Genomic DNA, 16,464 nt, shown 5'->3' on the forward strand with positions numbered 1-16,464 from the left:
TCCATTTTCCTCAAACTGAAGAATAGTCTCACATAATTTATTTAACGCTTTATTTATAGCTTCTTTTGTCTTTTCATTTTCTTTATTGAACTTTTTATTATTTATACTTATACAAATTTTCTCGCTCATACATATACCACCTATTAATTTTTTTACACTAATTTATATTATACTACTTTTTTTATATTATTACTTATTATACTTCTTATATTTATTTTGTTTTTATTTTTATATTTATATTTCGTTTTTATAATGCCAAAATTTAATATATAGATTTATTTTCTTTTTATGTATTTTGTGATAAAATAAGTAATATGTTTTATTTTGCCTTTGAAATCTAAATTTGGTTTATACTTTTGATATATATTACATAGGCTAAAATAATAAAAACTAAATATCTATTGAAATTAGGAGGATTAATATGGGTTTAAAAGAAAGATTTGCCGAATCATATGCTAAGTCAAAAACTATGAGTGGACCTGAAAAAAGAGCAAATGAAATCATGGGTAAATTATTAATGAAAAAAGCAATCATACCTATAGTAGCTATGATTATCTTAATCATAGTTGGTGCTATGCAACATATTAACGGATGGATAATCCTTGCAATAAACTTAGGTATATGTGTTGCTACTTTCTTCTATATAAGAAAACAAGCTCAAGAATTCCAAAACTTTACACCTTATGTAGGTAACTTAATAAGTTTAGAACAAAAAGGGAAAAAAGAATACGTTGCTATCTTAAAGCAAGGTAAAAAACCTATTAAATTAAAAATAGCTTATGGCGCTGAAGATTTACAAAATGTAAAGAAAAATCAATTAGTACAAATAAGTTACAACTCTAAATATCAAATTGCAATATTAGTTACTAGATAATAATTGTAGTTTATTATAATAAAAATAAGCAGTCGACGGCTGCTTATTTTTATTATCTAATATTCATTATCTTCTTCATAATATTCATTATCTTCTTCATATCTATTATTTTCATATCTATTATTATTGTATACAAATTCTTTATATATTTTTAGTGCATTTGCTAATTGGTCTGGACATGATGTCCCTCTCATCTTGCATGGGACTTGTTCCAACATATCGATAACATAATCTATATTTTTACCCCTAACTAAATTTTTAATAGCTATTAATGCACCTTCACATCCCCCTTCAAATACAACATCACATATAGTATCACCTTCTATATCTAATAAGATAGATTTTGCACATACACCACTTGTATAATATCTATACATTTTTTACCTCCCAATACTTATATAAAGAAATACTTCTTCTAAATAGATTTAAAATATTTTTATTTGCTTATATTTTCTGTTCATTCATATCTTATATATCAATATAAATCGTAGTTATTTTAATTTATAAAATGAATATACTTTCTTATGTGTGATTAAAAGTCATAATTTTAACTTTGTATAATACACTATATTTATAAATTTATGATAAAATACTATTATTAATGTTATTTTTTTATATTGGGAAAAATATAATTTCTATAAAGCTAATTCACAATGTCATTTTGAATTCATAATCATTTTATAGTATATATTCTCAAACAACTAATATAGAAGTTTTTTCCTTTCGTTTTAAATCACGTATATATTAACTGTTATTGGTTAATATTTATCTATAGAAATAGATTAGGAGAGATTTATGATTATATTAGAATTTTATTTTAGAACTTTGACAGTTTTGTTTTGGATTACACTACTGTTTAATTGGGTTTTTATACCCAATCCAATTATTAATTATTATGTATTTAATACTTATTTTGTTTTATCAATTATTTATATAACATTAGCTATAATAAATAAAATAAAACACAAAAGTACAGAAATTAGAGATAAAGTAGATTTTTATTATAAATTGATCTCAATTATAACTTTTGTAATCTCAATGATGTATTTCTTACTATATTCAAACAGTATTAAATTACTCTTAATAAAAACGTTTATAATTTTTTTATATTTTTATATATCTTTTAAAAAGGTTAACTTAAAAGACGAAGAAGGTGTAGTAGGCATAATAGGTTCTATATTAATCTTTGTCTTTGCTACATACTATTAAATCTTAAATATACATTCTCATGGAAAATGTTAGACATATTAATATTTTTTTGTTATTATGTATAAAGAAGTTAATTCAAAAATAAAATTAAATTAAATAAGAAAAGGAGCAATCAACTTATGGAAAAGAAAATATTAGCTAAAGTTGGAGATAAAGAAATCTCTAACATAGATATCGATCACGCTTTACAAGGTTTAGATCCTTATCAAGCACAACAATTCCAAACTGAAGAAGGTAGAAAATATGTATTAGAAGACTTAGTAAATCAAGAACTTCTTTACATGTATGCTAAAGAAAATAAAATAGACGAAAACGAAGATTTCAGAAAAGAAATGGCTGAAATAGAAAAAAACGTATTAAAACAATACGTAATAAACCAAATATTAACTGAAGTAAAATTAACTGATGAAGAAAAACAAGCTTTCTATGAAGCTAACAAAGCTAACTTCTCTAACCCAGAAACTGCTAATGCAAAACACATATTAGTAGATTCAGAAGAAAAAGCTAACGAAATATTAGCTCAAATAAAAGCTGGAGACGTTACTTTCGAAGATGCTGCAAGAGCTAACTCTACTTGTCCATCTAAAGATCAAGGTGGAGACTTAGGTACTTTCGGTAGAGGTCAAATGGTTCCAGAATTCGAAGATGCTACTTTCGCTATGAACGTAGGAGATGTAAGTGAACCAGTTAAAACTCAATTCGGTTACCACTTAATAAAATTAGAAGCTAAAAACGAACCAACTATACCAGCTTACGAAGAAATAGCTGATAAAGTTGAAAAAACTTTAATGTTCCAAAAACAAGGTGAAGTATACAAAAACAAATTAGACGAAGTAAAAGCTAAATTTGGAGATATAGTATCTTACATGTAATCAAAATAAATTTATAAATTAAAAAAGCTTGTCCTATACTATTTGTGACAAGCTTTTACTTTACCCATATAATTAAACCAGACTAACATCCAATTATAATTTACGCATATTAAATTTATAACCTTTTCATATAATTATTACTCAAAATTAATATTATGTGAATAATCTTCTTGTTTTATATTTTTTAGTAATTATATTATATTCTACTTCAGTTATTCCCTCGATTTTATAAATTTCCTCAAAAATAAATTTTTCTAGACTTTCAATATCTTCGACAAAAGCATCTGCATATAACTCATTTTTCCCTGTCATAGCGTATATACTTTCTATTTGTGAATACTCTGCAAGTGCATTTGCCACATCATCTAATTTATTTGGTACAGCTTTTACTTGTAAAAATACAGGAGTATTTAAACCGACTTTTTTTGAATTTAATTGAACTGTAAATCTTTCAATTATTCCCTCTTCAAGCATTTTCATAACTCTTTCTCTTACTGCCATACGTGATAGATGTACTTCTCTAGCAATTTCTGCATATGATATTCTGCTATCATTTGCTAATAATTTTAGTATTCTTATGTCAGTTTTGTCTAGATGAATACCTAATTTGTCAAAGTCTAAAGAATCTTCTCTCATAAATATACCTCCTCTTAGGAAAATTTTAACACTCCTATAATTAGATTATAACAGTTAGTATATGAGTAGGTATATAAAAACTTATTTTATATGGATTTTTTTTATTTTTTCATCTTTTCGTAACAATATTCTACAATAGTTCTTCTTTTTACCATTCCTATAAAAGTTTCAGAGTCATCTATTACAGGAACGAAATTTTGACTAATAGCTTTTGATACTAATAATTCCATATTTGCACTTATAGATACTGGCGTATTGTTTTTTCTTCTAGGAACGTCTATTACGGGCATAAAATCTATATCTTTTAAACTAATTTCATTTTTTTCAGCTAAGTCTTCTAATGTCCAAAGTAAATCCCCTTCTGTTATAGTTCCTACATATTTGCCATCCTTTGTTAATATAGGAATAGATGAGTATTTATGTTCTTTCATTTTGTCTAGGGTCTGTCTAATAGTAAAATCTTCTGTTATGTATGCCACTTCACTTTTTGGTGTTAAAAAAAATAATATATTCATATTTATATACACCTCCACAATTGTTTTCAAAAATCTATCTCATATTATTTTATCATAGTTAAGTATTTGTTTGTATGTAAATTTTCTATCTCTTCAAGAACAGTATTTACATTATATATCATTATAATTCATTTAATTTTATATACAAAAAAAAGCCACCAAAGTGGCCTTTTTCTCACATATCACTAGCATTACTAATATATATATGAATCTCGTTATAATCCTAATTATACTCTTACTACGTTAGCAGCTTGAGGACCTTTTGCTCCTTCAACTACGTCGAATTCAACATTTTGTCCTTCTTCTAATGATTTGTATCCATCACATTGTATAGCTGAGAAATGTACGAAAACATCTCCTTCACCTTCTACAGATATGAATCCAAATCCTTTTTCATTGTTAAACCATTTTACTACACCTGTTTTCATTAATAAATCCTCCTAAAAACACACTTAATTAGCTATTAAAATAGCCTTATACTTAATTTATCATATATAATTATATTTGTCAATTAAATTTAATTTTATACTTTTTTTCTGGAATTTATTAAAATAAATTCAATAAATTCTATGTTAATTTAAATTTAATAAAAAATATATCCAATTTCAACAATATTTATATATCTATTACTCGTAATTAACTTTAATCAGATGGAATTTTATAGCTTTATCACTCCATCCTAAATCCCAAGGTACTAACAATCTATCGGTATTGTGACAAGTAACTAATGGATATCCCTTTGAGTCTAATCCTGTTACTGTTGATACATGGGTTATTCTTCCGTTTTTTTCATATCCCACAATATCTCCCGGTCTCAATTTGTAAGCTTCTTTGTATACTTCTTCGTAACTTCCTTTTGCTAAATAATATCCTCTTCCGCTATAGATAAGGTAATTTTTAAATCCCTGTGCATTTACCCATTCTCTCGTAGCTGCTCCTTTTTCATAATTCCATGTACGATTTTTTGAGAATGTTCCGCTTTCATACATTATTTGTGATGCAAAGTTTGCACAGTCTCCTCCATCACCATTGAAATCTTTATAATTTGGATTTATAAGGTATATTTTATCATCTGCATTTGTAGCGGCTCCACAGTATTTATGTGCATAATCTACTGCTTTTTTTTGTTTATCACTTAAATTTAATTCTACTGGATTTTGTGCTAAGATGTAGTTTTTTATCTCAGCAGAGTTTATATTCTCTAAATTTAGTGAATCCGCAAATGGATCTGTATACCATTCTTTAGTTATTACATATTGGTCGTCTTTTACTCTTACATGAAGATAATGTTGAGTTCCTATTTGGAATTCATTTTTTATATCTGGTTGATTTTCATAGTAGTATTTATATTTAGTACATACTGTACAAATTATACCGTATAAATTCTTCTCTCTTTCTCTCATTTTGTTCACTTTTACTTTTGCATCTATTTCATCAAATACTACACCTTGTTTATCCGACCAATTTTTAAGATATTGCATCTTTTTTATTTCATGTTCATATGCCCAAAGCCCAAACTTTATATTAGTGTCGTATAATCCCTTTAGTATTTCCTCATTATGCTCCATAATAGCTTTATTTCTATAATCAAATAAGTCTTTTAAGTATAATTCATACTCTTTGCTTATATCCTGGGATTTATTCATATCTTTATTTTTTTCATTTCCATCTTCAGCTTGCATATTTTGAGTATTTAAATCTGTTTCATAACTTTCGCAATCATTGTCTTGATTATCTTGCTTTTTAACTTTATCTTTATTCTTTTTACTTCCTTTCTCTTCTTTTTTGTCTTCGTTTTGATATATTGTTTTATTTTGTGCATATATATAATTATTTTCTTTAAGGTTTATAAAATTAAGTCCTCCAACACTCAAACTCAATATTAGTAAAGCCTTAAAGATTTTGTTATAGCTTATCAAAATACTTCACCTCCACTTAATAATTTGTAGATATTTTGTTATAGCGCACATAAAATAATATTTTAAAGAAAATATTAGCTAAATTTTAAGTTAAAATACTTTCTTATAATTTTTATTAGTATATCCAAAATATTAAACAAATAATTATTAAGCTAGTTTACATATTTTACATGAAATTAAATAAATATGAAACTGTATATAAAATTAACTACAATTAAAAAATTATATATATCAATTTTTTAATTGTACTCATACAAATTTGCTTTTATATATTTTATAAATAATTATTTTCACATCAAGTCATTTAATAGTAAAATATACCTATGCAATCTTTAATTTATGGAGGAAAATATATGATTAAAAAGGTGGCTGCAATAAATGATATGTCTGGAATTGGAAAGTGCTCTCTTAGCGTTGCTCTTCCAATATTATCAGCTTTAAAAACTCAATGCTGTCCTTATCCAACAGCAATATTATCTAGCCAGACTGGATATCCAAAATTCACATATTTAGATTTTACATCTCATATGAAAGAATATGGCGAAACATGGAAGAAACTAAATGTAGGCTTTGATACTATATATAGTGGTTTCTTAGGTTCTATAGACCAAATAGACATTGTTTCTGATTTTATAAATCAAAACAAAAATGCCTATGTAATTGTCGACCCTGTTATGGGCGATGGTGGAAATTATTATCAAACTTTTAATGATGAAATTTGTAATAAGATAAAAGATTTAGTAAAAGTATCTGATTTAGTAACACCTAATTTAACAGAAGCATGTCTTTTGACTAATAATAAATATCACACAAATTATACATTAGAAGATACATTAAAATTAGCAAAGGAAATAGCTAATTTAGGTCCCAAAAAAGTAATAATAACAGGTATATTAATAGATGATAATATTATAAATTTAGGATACGATAAAGAAAGTGATGAATCATTTTCATATTCATTAAAATATAATAATAAATCATATAGCGGTACTGGAGATATCTTCACTTCTATAATTTCAGGTCTTATAACTAATGGATATGATTTTAAAGAGTCTATAAAAATAGCTTCAGATTTTATATTTAAATGTATTTCATATACAGGCAAATACGATACTGACCCTAATGATGGCGTATTTTTTGAAATCTTTTTAAATGATTTAACATCATTAAATAATTAGATATTGAGTTCTACATCCTCCCTTATTTTTATATAAATATATTATAGATTTTATGGCATAATCAATGTAAATTAATAATAATTTACTACTTGCCTTTTATTCATAATATAAAAAAGGGAGGATTTTTATATGAATATAAATCAAAAAGCTCAAGAATTAGCCAAATTAATAAAAACTACAGATGAGTTTAAAACTATGAATAGATATAAGAGAGAAATTGAAAAAAATAAAAATATTAAACGACAATTAGATAGTTACTTAAATAAAAAAGATAAAATTTATACTAAACACAAAATAGACGAAGCCAATCGAAAAGTTTCTCAACTTGATAGAGAATATTCAAAAGTTTTTCAAAATCCACTAGTAGAAAATTACTTTAAAAGTACACAAAATTTCAACTTACTTATGCAAAGTATATATAAATCAATTGAAGAAGAACTTCTAAGATAATATTTATCACATTTAAGTTTAAATTTTATTATTATTAAATTCCCCTCTACTATGTTGCTTTTATATTGTTTAAGACTTATTATTTAAATATATACTCCCTAAAAAAGCTCTATTAATATTGCTTTTTTAGGGATATTTATACAAACTCTTTTAATAAAAATTTTATCATTTTAAAACCTGCATTTATAAGTAGATTGACTATATAAAACTATAGCTTTATTTAAAAATAAGGGGGATTAATATGAGTTCATTACAAACAAATAAAAAAAGACTTTCTTCTAGCAAAGAAATTTGTAAAAGAGAGTCCGAAGTTTTGGCAAAAACACAAAAACTGCCATATTGTCCAATAGCGTTTGAATCTGGAAAAGGCGCTCTTTTATACGATTATGAGGGAAATGAATATATAGATTTATTGTCTAGTGCATCTTCAGCTAATATTGGACATGGTAATTGTGAAATTGCCCAAGCAGTCAAAGATCAAATGTCTAAACTAGCTCAATTTTCTACAGTTTACTTTTCCTGTAGAGAGCCTGTTGAATATGCAGAAAAATTAATACAGTTATACCCTGGGGATAATAATAAAAAAGTATTATTTTCGACTACAGGCTCAGAATCAATAGATGCCGCAATAAAATTATCAAAGGCCTATACGGGTCGAAATAAAATAATTTCTTTTAATGGTGCTTATCATGGGAGTACTTTTGGTGCTTTATCAATATCTGCAATAAGTTTAAATATGAGAAGAAAAATTGGCTCCATCTTGCCAGATATTTATCACTTTAATTATCCAATTTGTATTAAATGTCCATATGAAAAAAATGAATCATCATGTACTTTAGAATGTCTAAAAGAAATAGAAAATGCATTTAATTTATATCTTCCACCTGAAGATGTAGCCGCAGTATTTTTTGAGCCAATAGCTGGAGACTCGGGTATAATTGTACCGCCTAAAAAATATGTACAAGCTTTATTTTCACTATGTCAAAAATACAATATATTATTTGTCGTTGATGAAATTCAACAAGCTTGGGGTCGAAGTGGCAAATTCTTTTCAATTGAGCACTTTGATATAGAGCCTGATTTAATAGTTATGGGTAAAGCATCTGGTGGAGGTCTTCCAATGGGTATAGTTATGGGTAAAACTCAAATTATGGATAGCTTAGATGCACCAGCCCATGTATTTACTATGTCCGGCAATTCAACCGTATGTGTTGCCGCTTTAAAAATGCTAGAAATTTTTGAGAGAGAAAATCTAGTAGAAAAGTCTAGAATTAAAGGAGATTATTTTAAAAATAAACTTCTAAGCTTAAAATCTAAGTACAGTATAATAAAAGACGTCCGCGGAATGGGTCTTTCAATAGGAGTTGATTTAGACAACAAAACATCTACTACTAAAGTAATCTATTACTGCCAACAACATGGTTTAGTTTTAATTTCTATAGGGCAATGCACATTGAGAATCCAGCCTCCTCTTGTAATAACTTATGAACAAATAGACAAAGCAATCTATATAATTGAACAATCTATAAAATCTTTACTAAATAATGAAATACCTGATAGTGCTTTATCTGTAATAAACGGATGGTAATAATATAGTATTTAAATAAAAACTATTAGACTTGACTAATTTTTATTTTAAACAGGGGGTAAACTTATGAAATATAGAATAAAAAACTCTATTTTATCTCAAATAAAAGAAAGTTATTCAACTGGCGATAAAAATATTTTAAACGATATAGAAATAGATTGTTCTGAAGGAATTAACTTAGTTTCATTTTCTAATATAGCAATAGAAGCTTTTAATTCTATCGATTATACTATAATACAAGACTATCCTCATTCAACATGCCTTCAAGAATCTATAATAAAGTTTTGGGATAAATACACTAATACAAAACTAGATTATAACAATATTACGCTATATGACGGTTCTATAGGTGCATTATTTTTAATAAATAAATTGTTTATAGAAAATTGCGATAAAGTTCTAGGACTTTCACCACAATTTCCAGAATACGGCGCAGATGTATTTATGTGTGGTGGTATTTTCAATACTTATAAGTTAAACCCTAAAAATAATTACAAATTTATTGTAGATGAGTTTTTAGATTTAATAAACGACGATTTAAAATTAATTTATATAGATAACCCAAACAATCCCACAGGACAGATAATAAACTTAGATGATATAAAAAAGATTGTAGATTTGGCTTATACAAAAAATATAGTTGTATTGAGATTATATGAATCCTAAAAATTCAGCTATAAATTTAATTTATAAATACGAGAACTTAGTCGTTTCAAAAACATTTTCTAAAGCTTATGGTTTAGCTGGGCTTAGAGGTGGTTATTCTATTCAAAATAAAAACTTAACTAATATAATGAATAACGTCCATACACCTTATGAAATGGGTTCTATAACTAGATATATTTCATCAAAAGTTATATTTGACTATGAATTTTTGCTTAAAATGCAAAATTCCAATAAAAAAATAAAAGAAAAACTCATAAAAAATTATAAAAATCTAAGTATATCAGAAACAGGACAAACAACTTCTATAATGCTTGTGACTCACAAAAATAAAGATATCGATTTACAAAAGGAATTTTCAAAGTTAAAAATAAGTGTAATCTCTTGTAGCTCATTTAACTCACTTAACAAAAATTCTATTAGATTTAGACTTCCTTCTTCTATATATTTAAATATATTAATAGAAGCGTTTAGTATTATAGATGATATAGATTAAAAAACGACTGTAAACTAATTACAGCCGTTTTATTTATACTTTCTTTAAAAATTCAACAGGATCTTTTCTAGATGCTATTTTCGCAGGAATAAAACCTCCAATAAGAGTTATTAATATACTTATTACGATTAAAATCAACGTATTTTCTATTTTTAATACTGCTATGTTTGGTAAATCTATAATTCTCTCTAATATAAAATTCATAGGCATTATAAATACATACGCCATAAATACGCCAAAAACTCCAGATAATAATCCTATTATGATATTTTCTATATTAAATAATCTTATAATATCTCTTTTTTTACTTCCTAATACTCTCAATATGCTAACTTCTCTTTTTCGCTCAAGAGTTGATGCATAAGTCAGTACAAATATAGTTATTAGAGATATTAAAAATACTAAACTTCCAAAAACTATCAAGACTATTGTTATTGCCCTCATAATACTTGTAGATAATTTATTTATAGGAGTTGAAGTATCTTTATATAATACTTTTTCATCTTTAGGTTTATCTTTGTTGTAATTATCTAAATACTCTATTATATCACTCTTACTTTCAAAGTCTTTTGGATAAATAGTTATTGATGAAGGTAAAAACGATGCTCCAAGCGAACTCAACATTTGATTTTTTGTTACGGATTGATTTATATTATTTAATATATTTACTCCAGATATTTTAGTAACTACGCCTTCATTAACGTTGCTATTTTTGAATTTTTGACCAGTTATAACATTGTAATCTGAATTTTCTTGTACTTTTACTATATCTGATTTTATACAGTTTTCAATATAGTAATTGCAAAGCTCATTGCTATAAGATATTCCTTGTGGCAAATCATATAAGTTGTTGCTTTTCTTTGCTCTAAGTATCCCAGTTATGCTTATAGTTATAGCTTTTTTTGAATTATATAATTCGTCTAAATTCTCTTCACTGCTATCTATATAAAAATAATTATTGTTTTTCTTATAAAATTCATTATTTAAAATAATTTTATATTCTTTACCGATTAATTCATCAAATTCTATTTTTTTATTATTGTTATAATTTACACCAAGGGCATTTAAAATCTCAGTGTCTAATCGATTATATTCATCTACAACTAGTACAACTTCATTTTGATTTGTCGGATAATATCCATATAATAAATCATAATTTTGTTCTAGATATGTTCCATCTCCATAATCTTTTGGATAAGATGATAAATTAATACATGAGGTATCTAAAATCGATATCTTTCCATCCTCATCTTTTTTTAGTATATTCATATTAACTTGGCTTTCATAAGATATCGCAGAGAATAAACTCTTGTCCATATTTTTTATATATTGTATATATTTTTGAGTTATTTGATTTTTATGTTTTGAGTCATCTTCGTCTGAATCATATGGATAAATTACGTTTTCATCTTTATGTGATTTTAAATCGTCTATATTCTCTGTATCTTGTTTATCTGAGTCTGTTTTATAAATATAAGAATTATTATATACTTTATCTATAACTATAGGATAGTTTGCCAACGAATCATTTTCATAATTATTTATCTTTTCATTAAAACCTTCAATTAGTGCTACTATTAATGCAATCCCCATAATACCGATACTTGAAATTAATATATAAAAGAATGTTCTGAGTTTTTTATTTGAAATATCTCTTATTGCCAACCTAATTCCTGTAGAGATTTTTAACTTTGTTTTATTTAGCTTAATTGGCTTTTGATGCAATTCATCTTTTAAAGGATTTGTATCTTCTATTACTTCTCCGTCTCTAACAGTAATTATTCTATTTGCATACTTTTGTGCTATGTGAGGGTTTTGTGTTACCATAATAACTAATTTATCTTTAAAAACATCTTTTATTAAATCCATTATCTCCATGCTACATCTACTATCTAAGTTTCCAGTAGGCTCATCTGCAAGGATTATTTTAGGGTCATTTACAAGTGCTCTAGCTATTGCAACCCTTTGCATCTCGTCTTTAGAAAGATACTCTGATGTCTTTTTCATATAGTCCTTAATTCCTACTTTATTTAATGCTTCTATAGATTTTTCTTGGATTTCTTGTTTAGATAAATCGCTTAATGATACTGCCATCTTTACATTTTCTAATATACTCAGGTGAGGTATGAGGTTGTAATTTTTAAATATAAAACCTACTGTAGTATTTCTATATGAATCCCAATTAGAATCTGTAAATTCTTTTGTAGATTTCCCATTTATAATTAGATCCCCTTTATCAAAATGTTCTAATCCTCCAATTATATTTAGAAGTGTTGTTTTTCCTGAGCCACTAGCTCCTAGTATTGTTACAAATTCACTTTCTCTAAACTTTAAATTTATTCCATCTAAAGCAATCTGTCTGCTTCCTCCTGTTATGTAACTTTTATAAATATTTTTTAGTTGTAACATAATGCCTCCTAAATATATATACTTCAACAATCTTAGACATAATATTATTTTAATATATTTTATTAATTATTATAAAAGTATTATGTTAATAATATATGAATTATTAATCTTTTATTAAATTTTACATTAAGTTCATATTTCTTATTTATAATTTTATAGTATAATTTAGTTAATATAAATTTATACTTGATATATAAAAAATTTTTGAGGTGCTTTAAATGTTTAATATATTAGTGATTGAAGATAACAAAAATATGAGAAAACTTATTTGTGCTACTCTAAAACAAAATGGATACTCAACTTTTGAAGCTGAAGACGGCGAAGTTGGTCTTGATGTATTAGATAGTACACATATTGATTTAATAATATGCGATATAATGATGCCTAATATGGATGGGTACGAATTTACAGAGACGCTGAGGGAAGCTCATTGTGAAATTCCTATAATAATAGTAACGGCTAAAGAAGAATTAGAAGATAAGAAAAAAGGATTTTCTATAGGTGCTGATGATTATATGGTAAAACCTATAGACTTTGAAGAGCTTATTTTACGAATAGGCGCTATACTTAGACGTTCAAAAATTGTAAATGATCATAAAATAACTGTTGGAAGTACAATCCTAGATTATAATTCCTTATCAGTTACTTATAATGGCGAATGTAATACTTTACCGAAAAAAGAATTTTATCTTTTATTTAAATTAGTTTCATCTCCAGATACTATATTCACTCGTAGACAACTATTAGATGAAATTTGGGGAATGGAAAGTATGGCAGATGAAAGAACTGTAGATGTACATATTAAAAGAATTAGAGAACGCTACAGAGATTCTAAAGATTTTGAAATAATTACTGTCAGAGGACTTGGATATAAAGCGGTGATACATTCATGATAAGAAACTTACAGACCAGACTTATCTTATTTATAATTTTTATAGCAACATTTGCTGGCTGTTTTTCATTTTTACTGTCTTTTTTCTTTTATGGCAGCAGTTTAGAAAACAATATAAAACAAAATCAAACAAAAATAGCAGAAAATATTTTGTTGTTACACCAAGAAACAGATTTTCCACTCGAGAAAATAATTTCTATTGATTTTAGCAATGAATACGAATTAAAAGTGGTTAATGATATTTCAAATTATAAAAATATAACTAAAGACAATGATATAATATATTCTGAAAAACCATTACTACATTCAGTCACAACAATTGTAAAAATCGAAGATAAGTATGTAGTTATATCTACTACTCCAAAGAATAATTTATTTTTCTATACAATGATAAATAGTGTATTATCAATTTCTTCTACTTTATTATTTATGTCAATTATAATTACCGTATTAAGTAAGAAAATTTTAATGCCTATCAGAAATTTAAATTATGCAACTGGTGAAGTTTCTAAAGGTAATTTTAAAATACAACTTCCTATTCCAAATGATTTTGAAATGGGGTCATTAACTGCAAAATTTAACTCTATGGTTAGAGAATTAAATAGTATAGAAACACTTAGAAATGATTTTATAAACAACGTATCTCATGAAATTAAAACTCCAATATCAACTATACAGGGGTTTTCTAATTTATTAAAAGACGATACTCTTTCAAAAGAAGATAAAAATGAATATCTAGATATCATTATCAGTGAGACATCTAGAATATCTAATTTAACTAGCAATATATTAAAACTTACTAAACTTGAAACACAAGGAATAATTACAGATAAAACATCATTTTATCTTGATGAGCAACTGAGACATTCTATACTTATTTTACAGAGAGACTTATCAGAAAAAAACATAGATTTAGATATAGATTTAGATAAAGTTCAGATTTATAGCAATGAAGAATTACTACAACAAGTTTGGTTAAATCTTCTTTCAAATGCTATAAAATTTACTAAAGAAAATGGGAAGATTTCTATACAACTTATGGATACTGAAGATACTGCTACAGTAAAAATCACAGATAATGGTATAGGAATGAAACCTGAAAGCTTAAATCATATATTTGATAAATTCTATCAAGAAGATAGATCACATTCAAGTAATGGTAATGGCTTAGGACTTCCTCTTGTAAAACGTATCGTCGATTTATGCAGCGGTACAATAAGAGTCAAAAGTTTATTAGGTGAAGGTTCATCCTTTACAGTTGAATTGCCTAAAAATAATATTAAAATAGAGGGTTAGTATAACCCAAATACACTTTTAATTACTTAAGGGAGGATAAAATCCTCCCCTTTTTCATTATATCTAAAATAATAATCTAATTTTAAACTAGATATTTATAATCTCGATATATTTTATAGTTTTTTATTTACCCATTGATTGAATCATCTTTTGGATATACATATAGTAATTGTTCCACATATCATTCATATTGTCTAAATCGTCTGATGTTGTTATATATGGAGTGTCCATTGTCATATATTGATTTGACATATTTCCCATATATTGCATTGGAGTCATATCATACATTGGATTTACATAGCTATATTGATATCCACAGTCATTCATACAACCACAAGTATTTTGATATCCACAATCTTGTTGTTCTGGAGCTACCTGTATTATTTCATCATTGTTGTCTTGGCATCCATAGTTGCTATAATCATATACAGAGTATTCACATGTGTCTTTTTGAGTTTGGCATCCACAGCTATTAGATTCTACTTGAGGTTGATAATTACAGCTATTCATTTGTTGTTTGCTTCCTGTATTGCATCCACATGAATTTTTAGTTTGTTCAGGATTTACACAACTATTCATGCAGTTATTTAATTTAGTGTTACATTTATTTATTAGGTCTTCACATTTTTTAGATTTACTTTCCATTTCTTTTATTTTTTCTTCAGCATTTTTGTAACATTCTAAAGTTTTTTGTTCATATTTTAGAGTTTGGTTGTATAAATATTTTGCTTGTGCGTTGTAGTTTTCAGCTTTTTCATAAGCACATTTTGCATTTTGACAATTTTCTGCTGCTTCTTGTTCTAAATCTTTTGCTTCTTTATAAAGACATTTAGCTTTACAACATAATTCTTCTGCTTTATTTAATAATTCTTGAGCTGTACAATTTGCATTTTTTGCTCCTTTATCTGCATCTTTTGCATTTTGCATTAAGTTGCATGATTTTTGAGATAAATTCTTTGCATTTTGTTCTAGTGCTTTTGCATCTTTAAGTGCGCACATAGCTTTATCTTCATATTTTACAGCTTTATTGAATAATTCTTCTGCTCTTTGTGCTAAGTCTGCACATTTATCTTCACATTTGATTTCACATTCTTCACATGGACAAGTATATTCTTTTATTTTTGGTTTACATTTAGTTGGTTTACAGCTATCTATTGCATTTACTGATTTATCAGGAATACAGCTTTTTGGAGTGTATTCAGTTGTTGGTTTAGTACAATTATATTTATCTTCGTATGCATCTTCCTTTTTTGGGCAATAATTCATATTTTTGCTGCTGCAAACATTCCCCTGATTATTGCACCCACAAGATTTCTTTTTCTTTCTCATGATAAGTCATTCCCCTTTTTGATAGAAAATTTACAAAAAGCCTTAATTTAAATTAATTTAAATTTTATAGACTTTCAAAACATATATATATTTTTATTTATTATATTTGTTTATTATAATTATATGTAAAGTTAAAAA

16 protein-coding genes are annotated in these 16,464 nt (G+C 26.1%); 9 read left to right on the forward strand and 7 right to left on the reverse strand.

The features are described from left to right. Positions 1 to 421: 421 nt before the first annotated feature. Entirely contained in the window at positions 422 to 874 is a 453-nt protein-coding gene (locus RDX53_RS11610; RefSeq protein WP_195931576.1) for a hypothetical protein, read from the forward strand. A 56-nt stretch (positions 875 to 930) separates the two neighbouring features. Here the strand turns inward: RDX53_RS11610 and RDX53_RS11615 are convergent, their stop codons facing one another. Next, on the reverse strand, positions 931 to 1,251 hold the full coding sequence (locus RDX53_RS11615) for a TIGR03905 family TSCPD domain-containing protein (protein WP_307994204.1): 321 nt from the start codon (positions 1,249 to 1,251) through the stop codon (positions 931 to 933). 951 nt (positions 1,252 to 2,202) lie between these two features. Here RDX53_RS11615 and RDX53_RS11620 point away from each other — a divergent pair. Continuing rightward, positions 2,203 to 2,955 (forward strand): peptidylprolyl isomerase, encoded by a 753-nt coding sequence (locus RDX53_RS11620; RefSeq protein WP_195931578.1) that lies wholly within the window; start codon positions 2,203 to 2,205, stop codon positions 2,953 to 2,955. Between the two features lie 153 nt (positions 2,956 to 3,108). Here RDX53_RS11620 and RDX53_RS11625 read toward each other — a convergent pair whose 3' ends face one another. The 4 genes from RDX53_RS11625 to RDX53_RS11640 all read right to left on the reverse strand — a co-directional run bounded on the left by RDX53_RS11625 (position 3,109) and on the right by RDX53_RS11640 (position 6,025). Beyond that, the gene (locus RDX53_RS11625; RefSeq protein ID WP_295762831.1) at positions 3,109 to 3,591 is read right to left on the reverse strand and encodes an Lrp/AsnC family transcriptional regulator; all 483 of its coding nucleotides are present in this window, start codon (positions 3,589 to 3,591) and stop codon (positions 3,109 to 3,111) included. 101 nt (positions 3,592 to 3,692) lie between these two features. After that, positions 3,693 to 4,106, reverse strand: a complete 414-nt coding sequence (locus RDX53_RS11630; protein ID WP_195931580.1) for a CBS domain-containing protein — start codon at positions 4,104 to 4,106, stop codon at positions 3,693 to 3,695. A 227-nt stretch (positions 4,107 to 4,333) separates the two neighbouring features. After that, positions 4,334 to 4,534 (reverse strand): cold-shock protein, encoded by a 201-nt coding sequence (locus RDX53_RS11635; protein WP_195931581.1) that lies wholly within the window; start codon positions 4,532 to 4,534, stop codon positions 4,334 to 4,336. 198 nt (positions 4,535 to 4,732) lie between these two features. After that, entirely contained in the window at positions 4,733 to 6,025 is a 1,293-nt protein-coding gene (locus RDX53_RS11640) for an amidase domain-containing protein (RefSeq protein WP_307994205.1), read from the reverse strand. A 353-nt stretch (positions 6,026 to 6,378) separates the two neighbouring features. On the opposite strand from RDX53_RS11640, the gene RDX53_RS11645 reads away from it, so the two are divergent. From RDX53_RS11645 to RDX53_RS11665, 5 genes are all read left to right on the forward strand, one after another. Then, the gene (locus RDX53_RS11645) at positions 6,379 to 7,203 is read left to right on the forward strand and encodes a pyridoxamine kinase (protein WP_195931105.1); all 825 of its coding nucleotides are present in this window, start codon (positions 6,379 to 6,381) and stop codon (positions 7,201 to 7,203) included. Between the two features lie 129 nt (positions 7,204 to 7,332). Beyond that, the gene (locus tag RDX53_RS11650; protein ID WP_195931106.1) at positions 7,333 to 7,653 is read left to right on the forward strand and encodes a YlbF family regulator; all 321 of its coding nucleotides are present in this window, start codon (positions 7,333 to 7,335) and stop codon (positions 7,651 to 7,653) included. 241 nt (positions 7,654 to 7,894) lie between these two features. After that, on the forward strand, positions 7,895 to 9,241 hold the full coding sequence (locus RDX53_RS11655; RefSeq protein WP_295732751.1) for an aminotransferase class III-fold pyridoxal phosphate-dependent enzyme: 1,347 nt from the start codon (positions 7,895 to 7,897) through the stop codon (positions 9,239 to 9,241). A 66-nt stretch (positions 9,242 to 9,307) separates the two neighbouring features. After that, positions 9,308 to 9,907 (forward strand): aminotransferase class I/II-fold pyridoxal phosphate-dependent enzyme, encoded by a 600-nt coding sequence (locus tag RDX53_RS11660; RefSeq protein ID WP_307994206.1) that lies wholly within the window; start codon positions 9,308 to 9,310, stop codon positions 9,905 to 9,907. Next, positions 9,897 to 10,400 carry an aminotransferase class I/II-fold pyridoxal phosphate-dependent enzyme gene (locus RDX53_RS11665; RefSeq protein ID WP_307994207.1) on the forward strand — a complete coding sequence of 168 codons (504 nt, stop codon included), beginning with the start codon at positions 9,897 to 9,899 and terminating at the stop codon, positions 10,398 to 10,400. Before RDX53_RS11660 ends, RDX53_RS11665 begins: the two co-directional genes overlap by 11 nt. A 33-nt stretch (positions 10,401 to 10,433) precedes the next feature. On the opposite strand, the gene RDX53_RS11670 is transcribed toward RDX53_RS11665, so the two are convergent. Next, positions 10,434 to 12,809 (reverse strand): ABC transporter ATP-binding protein/permease, encoded by a 2,376-nt coding sequence (locus RDX53_RS11670; RefSeq protein ID WP_307994208.1) that lies wholly within the window; start codon positions 12,807 to 12,809, stop codon positions 10,434 to 10,436. 218 nt (positions 12,810 to 13,027) lie between these two features. On the opposite strand from RDX53_RS11670, the gene RDX53_RS11675 reads away from it, so the two are divergent. Together RDX53_RS11675 and RDX53_RS11680 are read left to right on the forward strand one after the other, a co-directional pair. Continuing rightward, positions 13,028 to 13,702 carry a response regulator transcription factor gene (locus tag RDX53_RS11675; protein ID WP_195931110.1) on the forward strand — a complete coding sequence of 225 codons (675 nt, stop codon included), beginning with the start codon at positions 13,028 to 13,030 and terminating at the stop codon, positions 13,700 to 13,702. Beyond that, positions 13,699 to 14,997, forward strand: coding sequence for a HAMP domain-containing sensor histidine kinase (locus RDX53_RS11680; protein ID WP_195931111.1), 1,299 nt, complete (start codon positions 13,699 to 13,701; stop codon positions 14,995 to 14,997). Before RDX53_RS11675 ends, RDX53_RS11680 begins: the two co-directional genes overlap by 4 nt. Before the next feature lie 123 nt (positions 14,998 to 15,120). Here the strand turns inward: RDX53_RS11680 and RDX53_RS11685 are convergent, their stop codons facing one another. After that, positions 15,121 to 16,326, reverse strand: a complete 1,206-nt coding sequence (locus tag RDX53_RS11685) for a hypothetical protein (RefSeq protein ID WP_195931112.1) — start codon at positions 16,324 to 16,326, stop codon at positions 15,121 to 15,123. Between the last annotated feature and the right edge of the window lie 138 nt (positions 16,327 to 16,464).

It is taken from the genome of uncultured Intestinibacter sp. (assembly GCF_902468165.1).
GTDB lineage: Bacteria > Bacillota > Clostridia > Peptostreptococcales > Peptostreptococcaceae > Intestinibacter.

What these genes read in the sequence shown, in the direction of transcription:
- RDX53_RS11610 (WP_195931576.1), top strand. Translation starts at nt 422, where the DNA reads ATGGGTTTAAAAGAAAGATTTGCCGAATCATATGCTAAGTCAAAAACT.
- RDX53_RS11615 (WP_307994204.1), bottom strand. Translation starts at nt 1,251, where the DNA reads ATGTATAGATATTATACAAGTGGTGTATGTGCAAAATCTATCTTATTA.
- RDX53_RS11620 (WP_195931578.1), top strand. Translation starts at nt 2,203, where the DNA reads ATGGAAAAGAAAATATTAGCTAAAGTTGGAGATAAAGAAATCTCTAAC.
- RDX53_RS11625 (WP_295762831.1), bottom strand. Translation starts at nt 3,591, where the DNA reads ATGAGAGAAGATTCTTTAGACTTTGACAAATTAGGTATTCATCTAGAC.
- RDX53_RS11630 (WP_195931580.1), bottom strand. Translation starts at nt 4,106, where the DNA reads ATGAATATATTATTTTTTTTAACACCAAAAAGTGAAGTGGCATACATA.
- RDX53_RS11635 (WP_195931581.1), bottom strand. Translation starts at nt 4,534, where the DNA reads ATGAAAACAGGTGTAGTAAAATGGTTTAACAATGAAAAAGGATTTGGA.
- RDX53_RS11645 (WP_195931105.1), top strand. Translation starts at nt 6,379, where the DNA reads ATGATTAAAAAGGTGGCTGCAATAAATGATATGTCTGGAATTGGAAAG.
- RDX53_RS11650 (WP_195931106.1), top strand. Translation starts at nt 7,333, where the DNA reads ATGAATATAAATCAAAAAGCTCAAGAATTAGCCAAATTAATAAAAACT.
- RDX53_RS11655 (WP_295732751.1), top strand. Translation starts at nt 7,895, where the DNA reads ATGAGTTCATTACAAACAAATAAAAAAAGACTTTCTTCTAGCAAAGAA.
- RDX53_RS11660 (WP_307994206.1), top strand. Translation starts at nt 9,308, where the DNA reads ATGAAATATAGAATAAAAAACTCTATTTTATCTCAAATAAAAGAAAGT.
- RDX53_RS11665 (WP_307994207.1), top strand. Translation starts at nt 9,897, where the DNA reads ATGAATCCTAAAAATTCAGCTATAAATTTAATTTATAAATACGAGAAC.
- RDX53_RS11670 (WP_307994208.1), bottom strand. Translation starts at nt 12,809, where the DNA reads ATGTTACAACTAAAAAATATTTATAAAAGTTACATAACAGGAGGAAGC.
- RDX53_RS11675 (WP_195931110.1), top strand. Translation starts at nt 13,028, where the DNA reads ATGTTTAATATATTAGTGATTGAAGATAACAAAAATATGAGAAAACTT.
- RDX53_RS11680 (WP_195931111.1), top strand. Translation starts at nt 13,699, where the DNA reads ATGATAAGAAACTTACAGACCAGACTTATCTTATTTATAATTTTTATA.
- RDX53_RS11685 (WP_195931112.1), bottom strand. Translation starts at nt 16,326, where the DNA reads ATGAGAAAGAAAAAGAAATCTTGTGGGTGCAATAATCAGGGGAATGTT.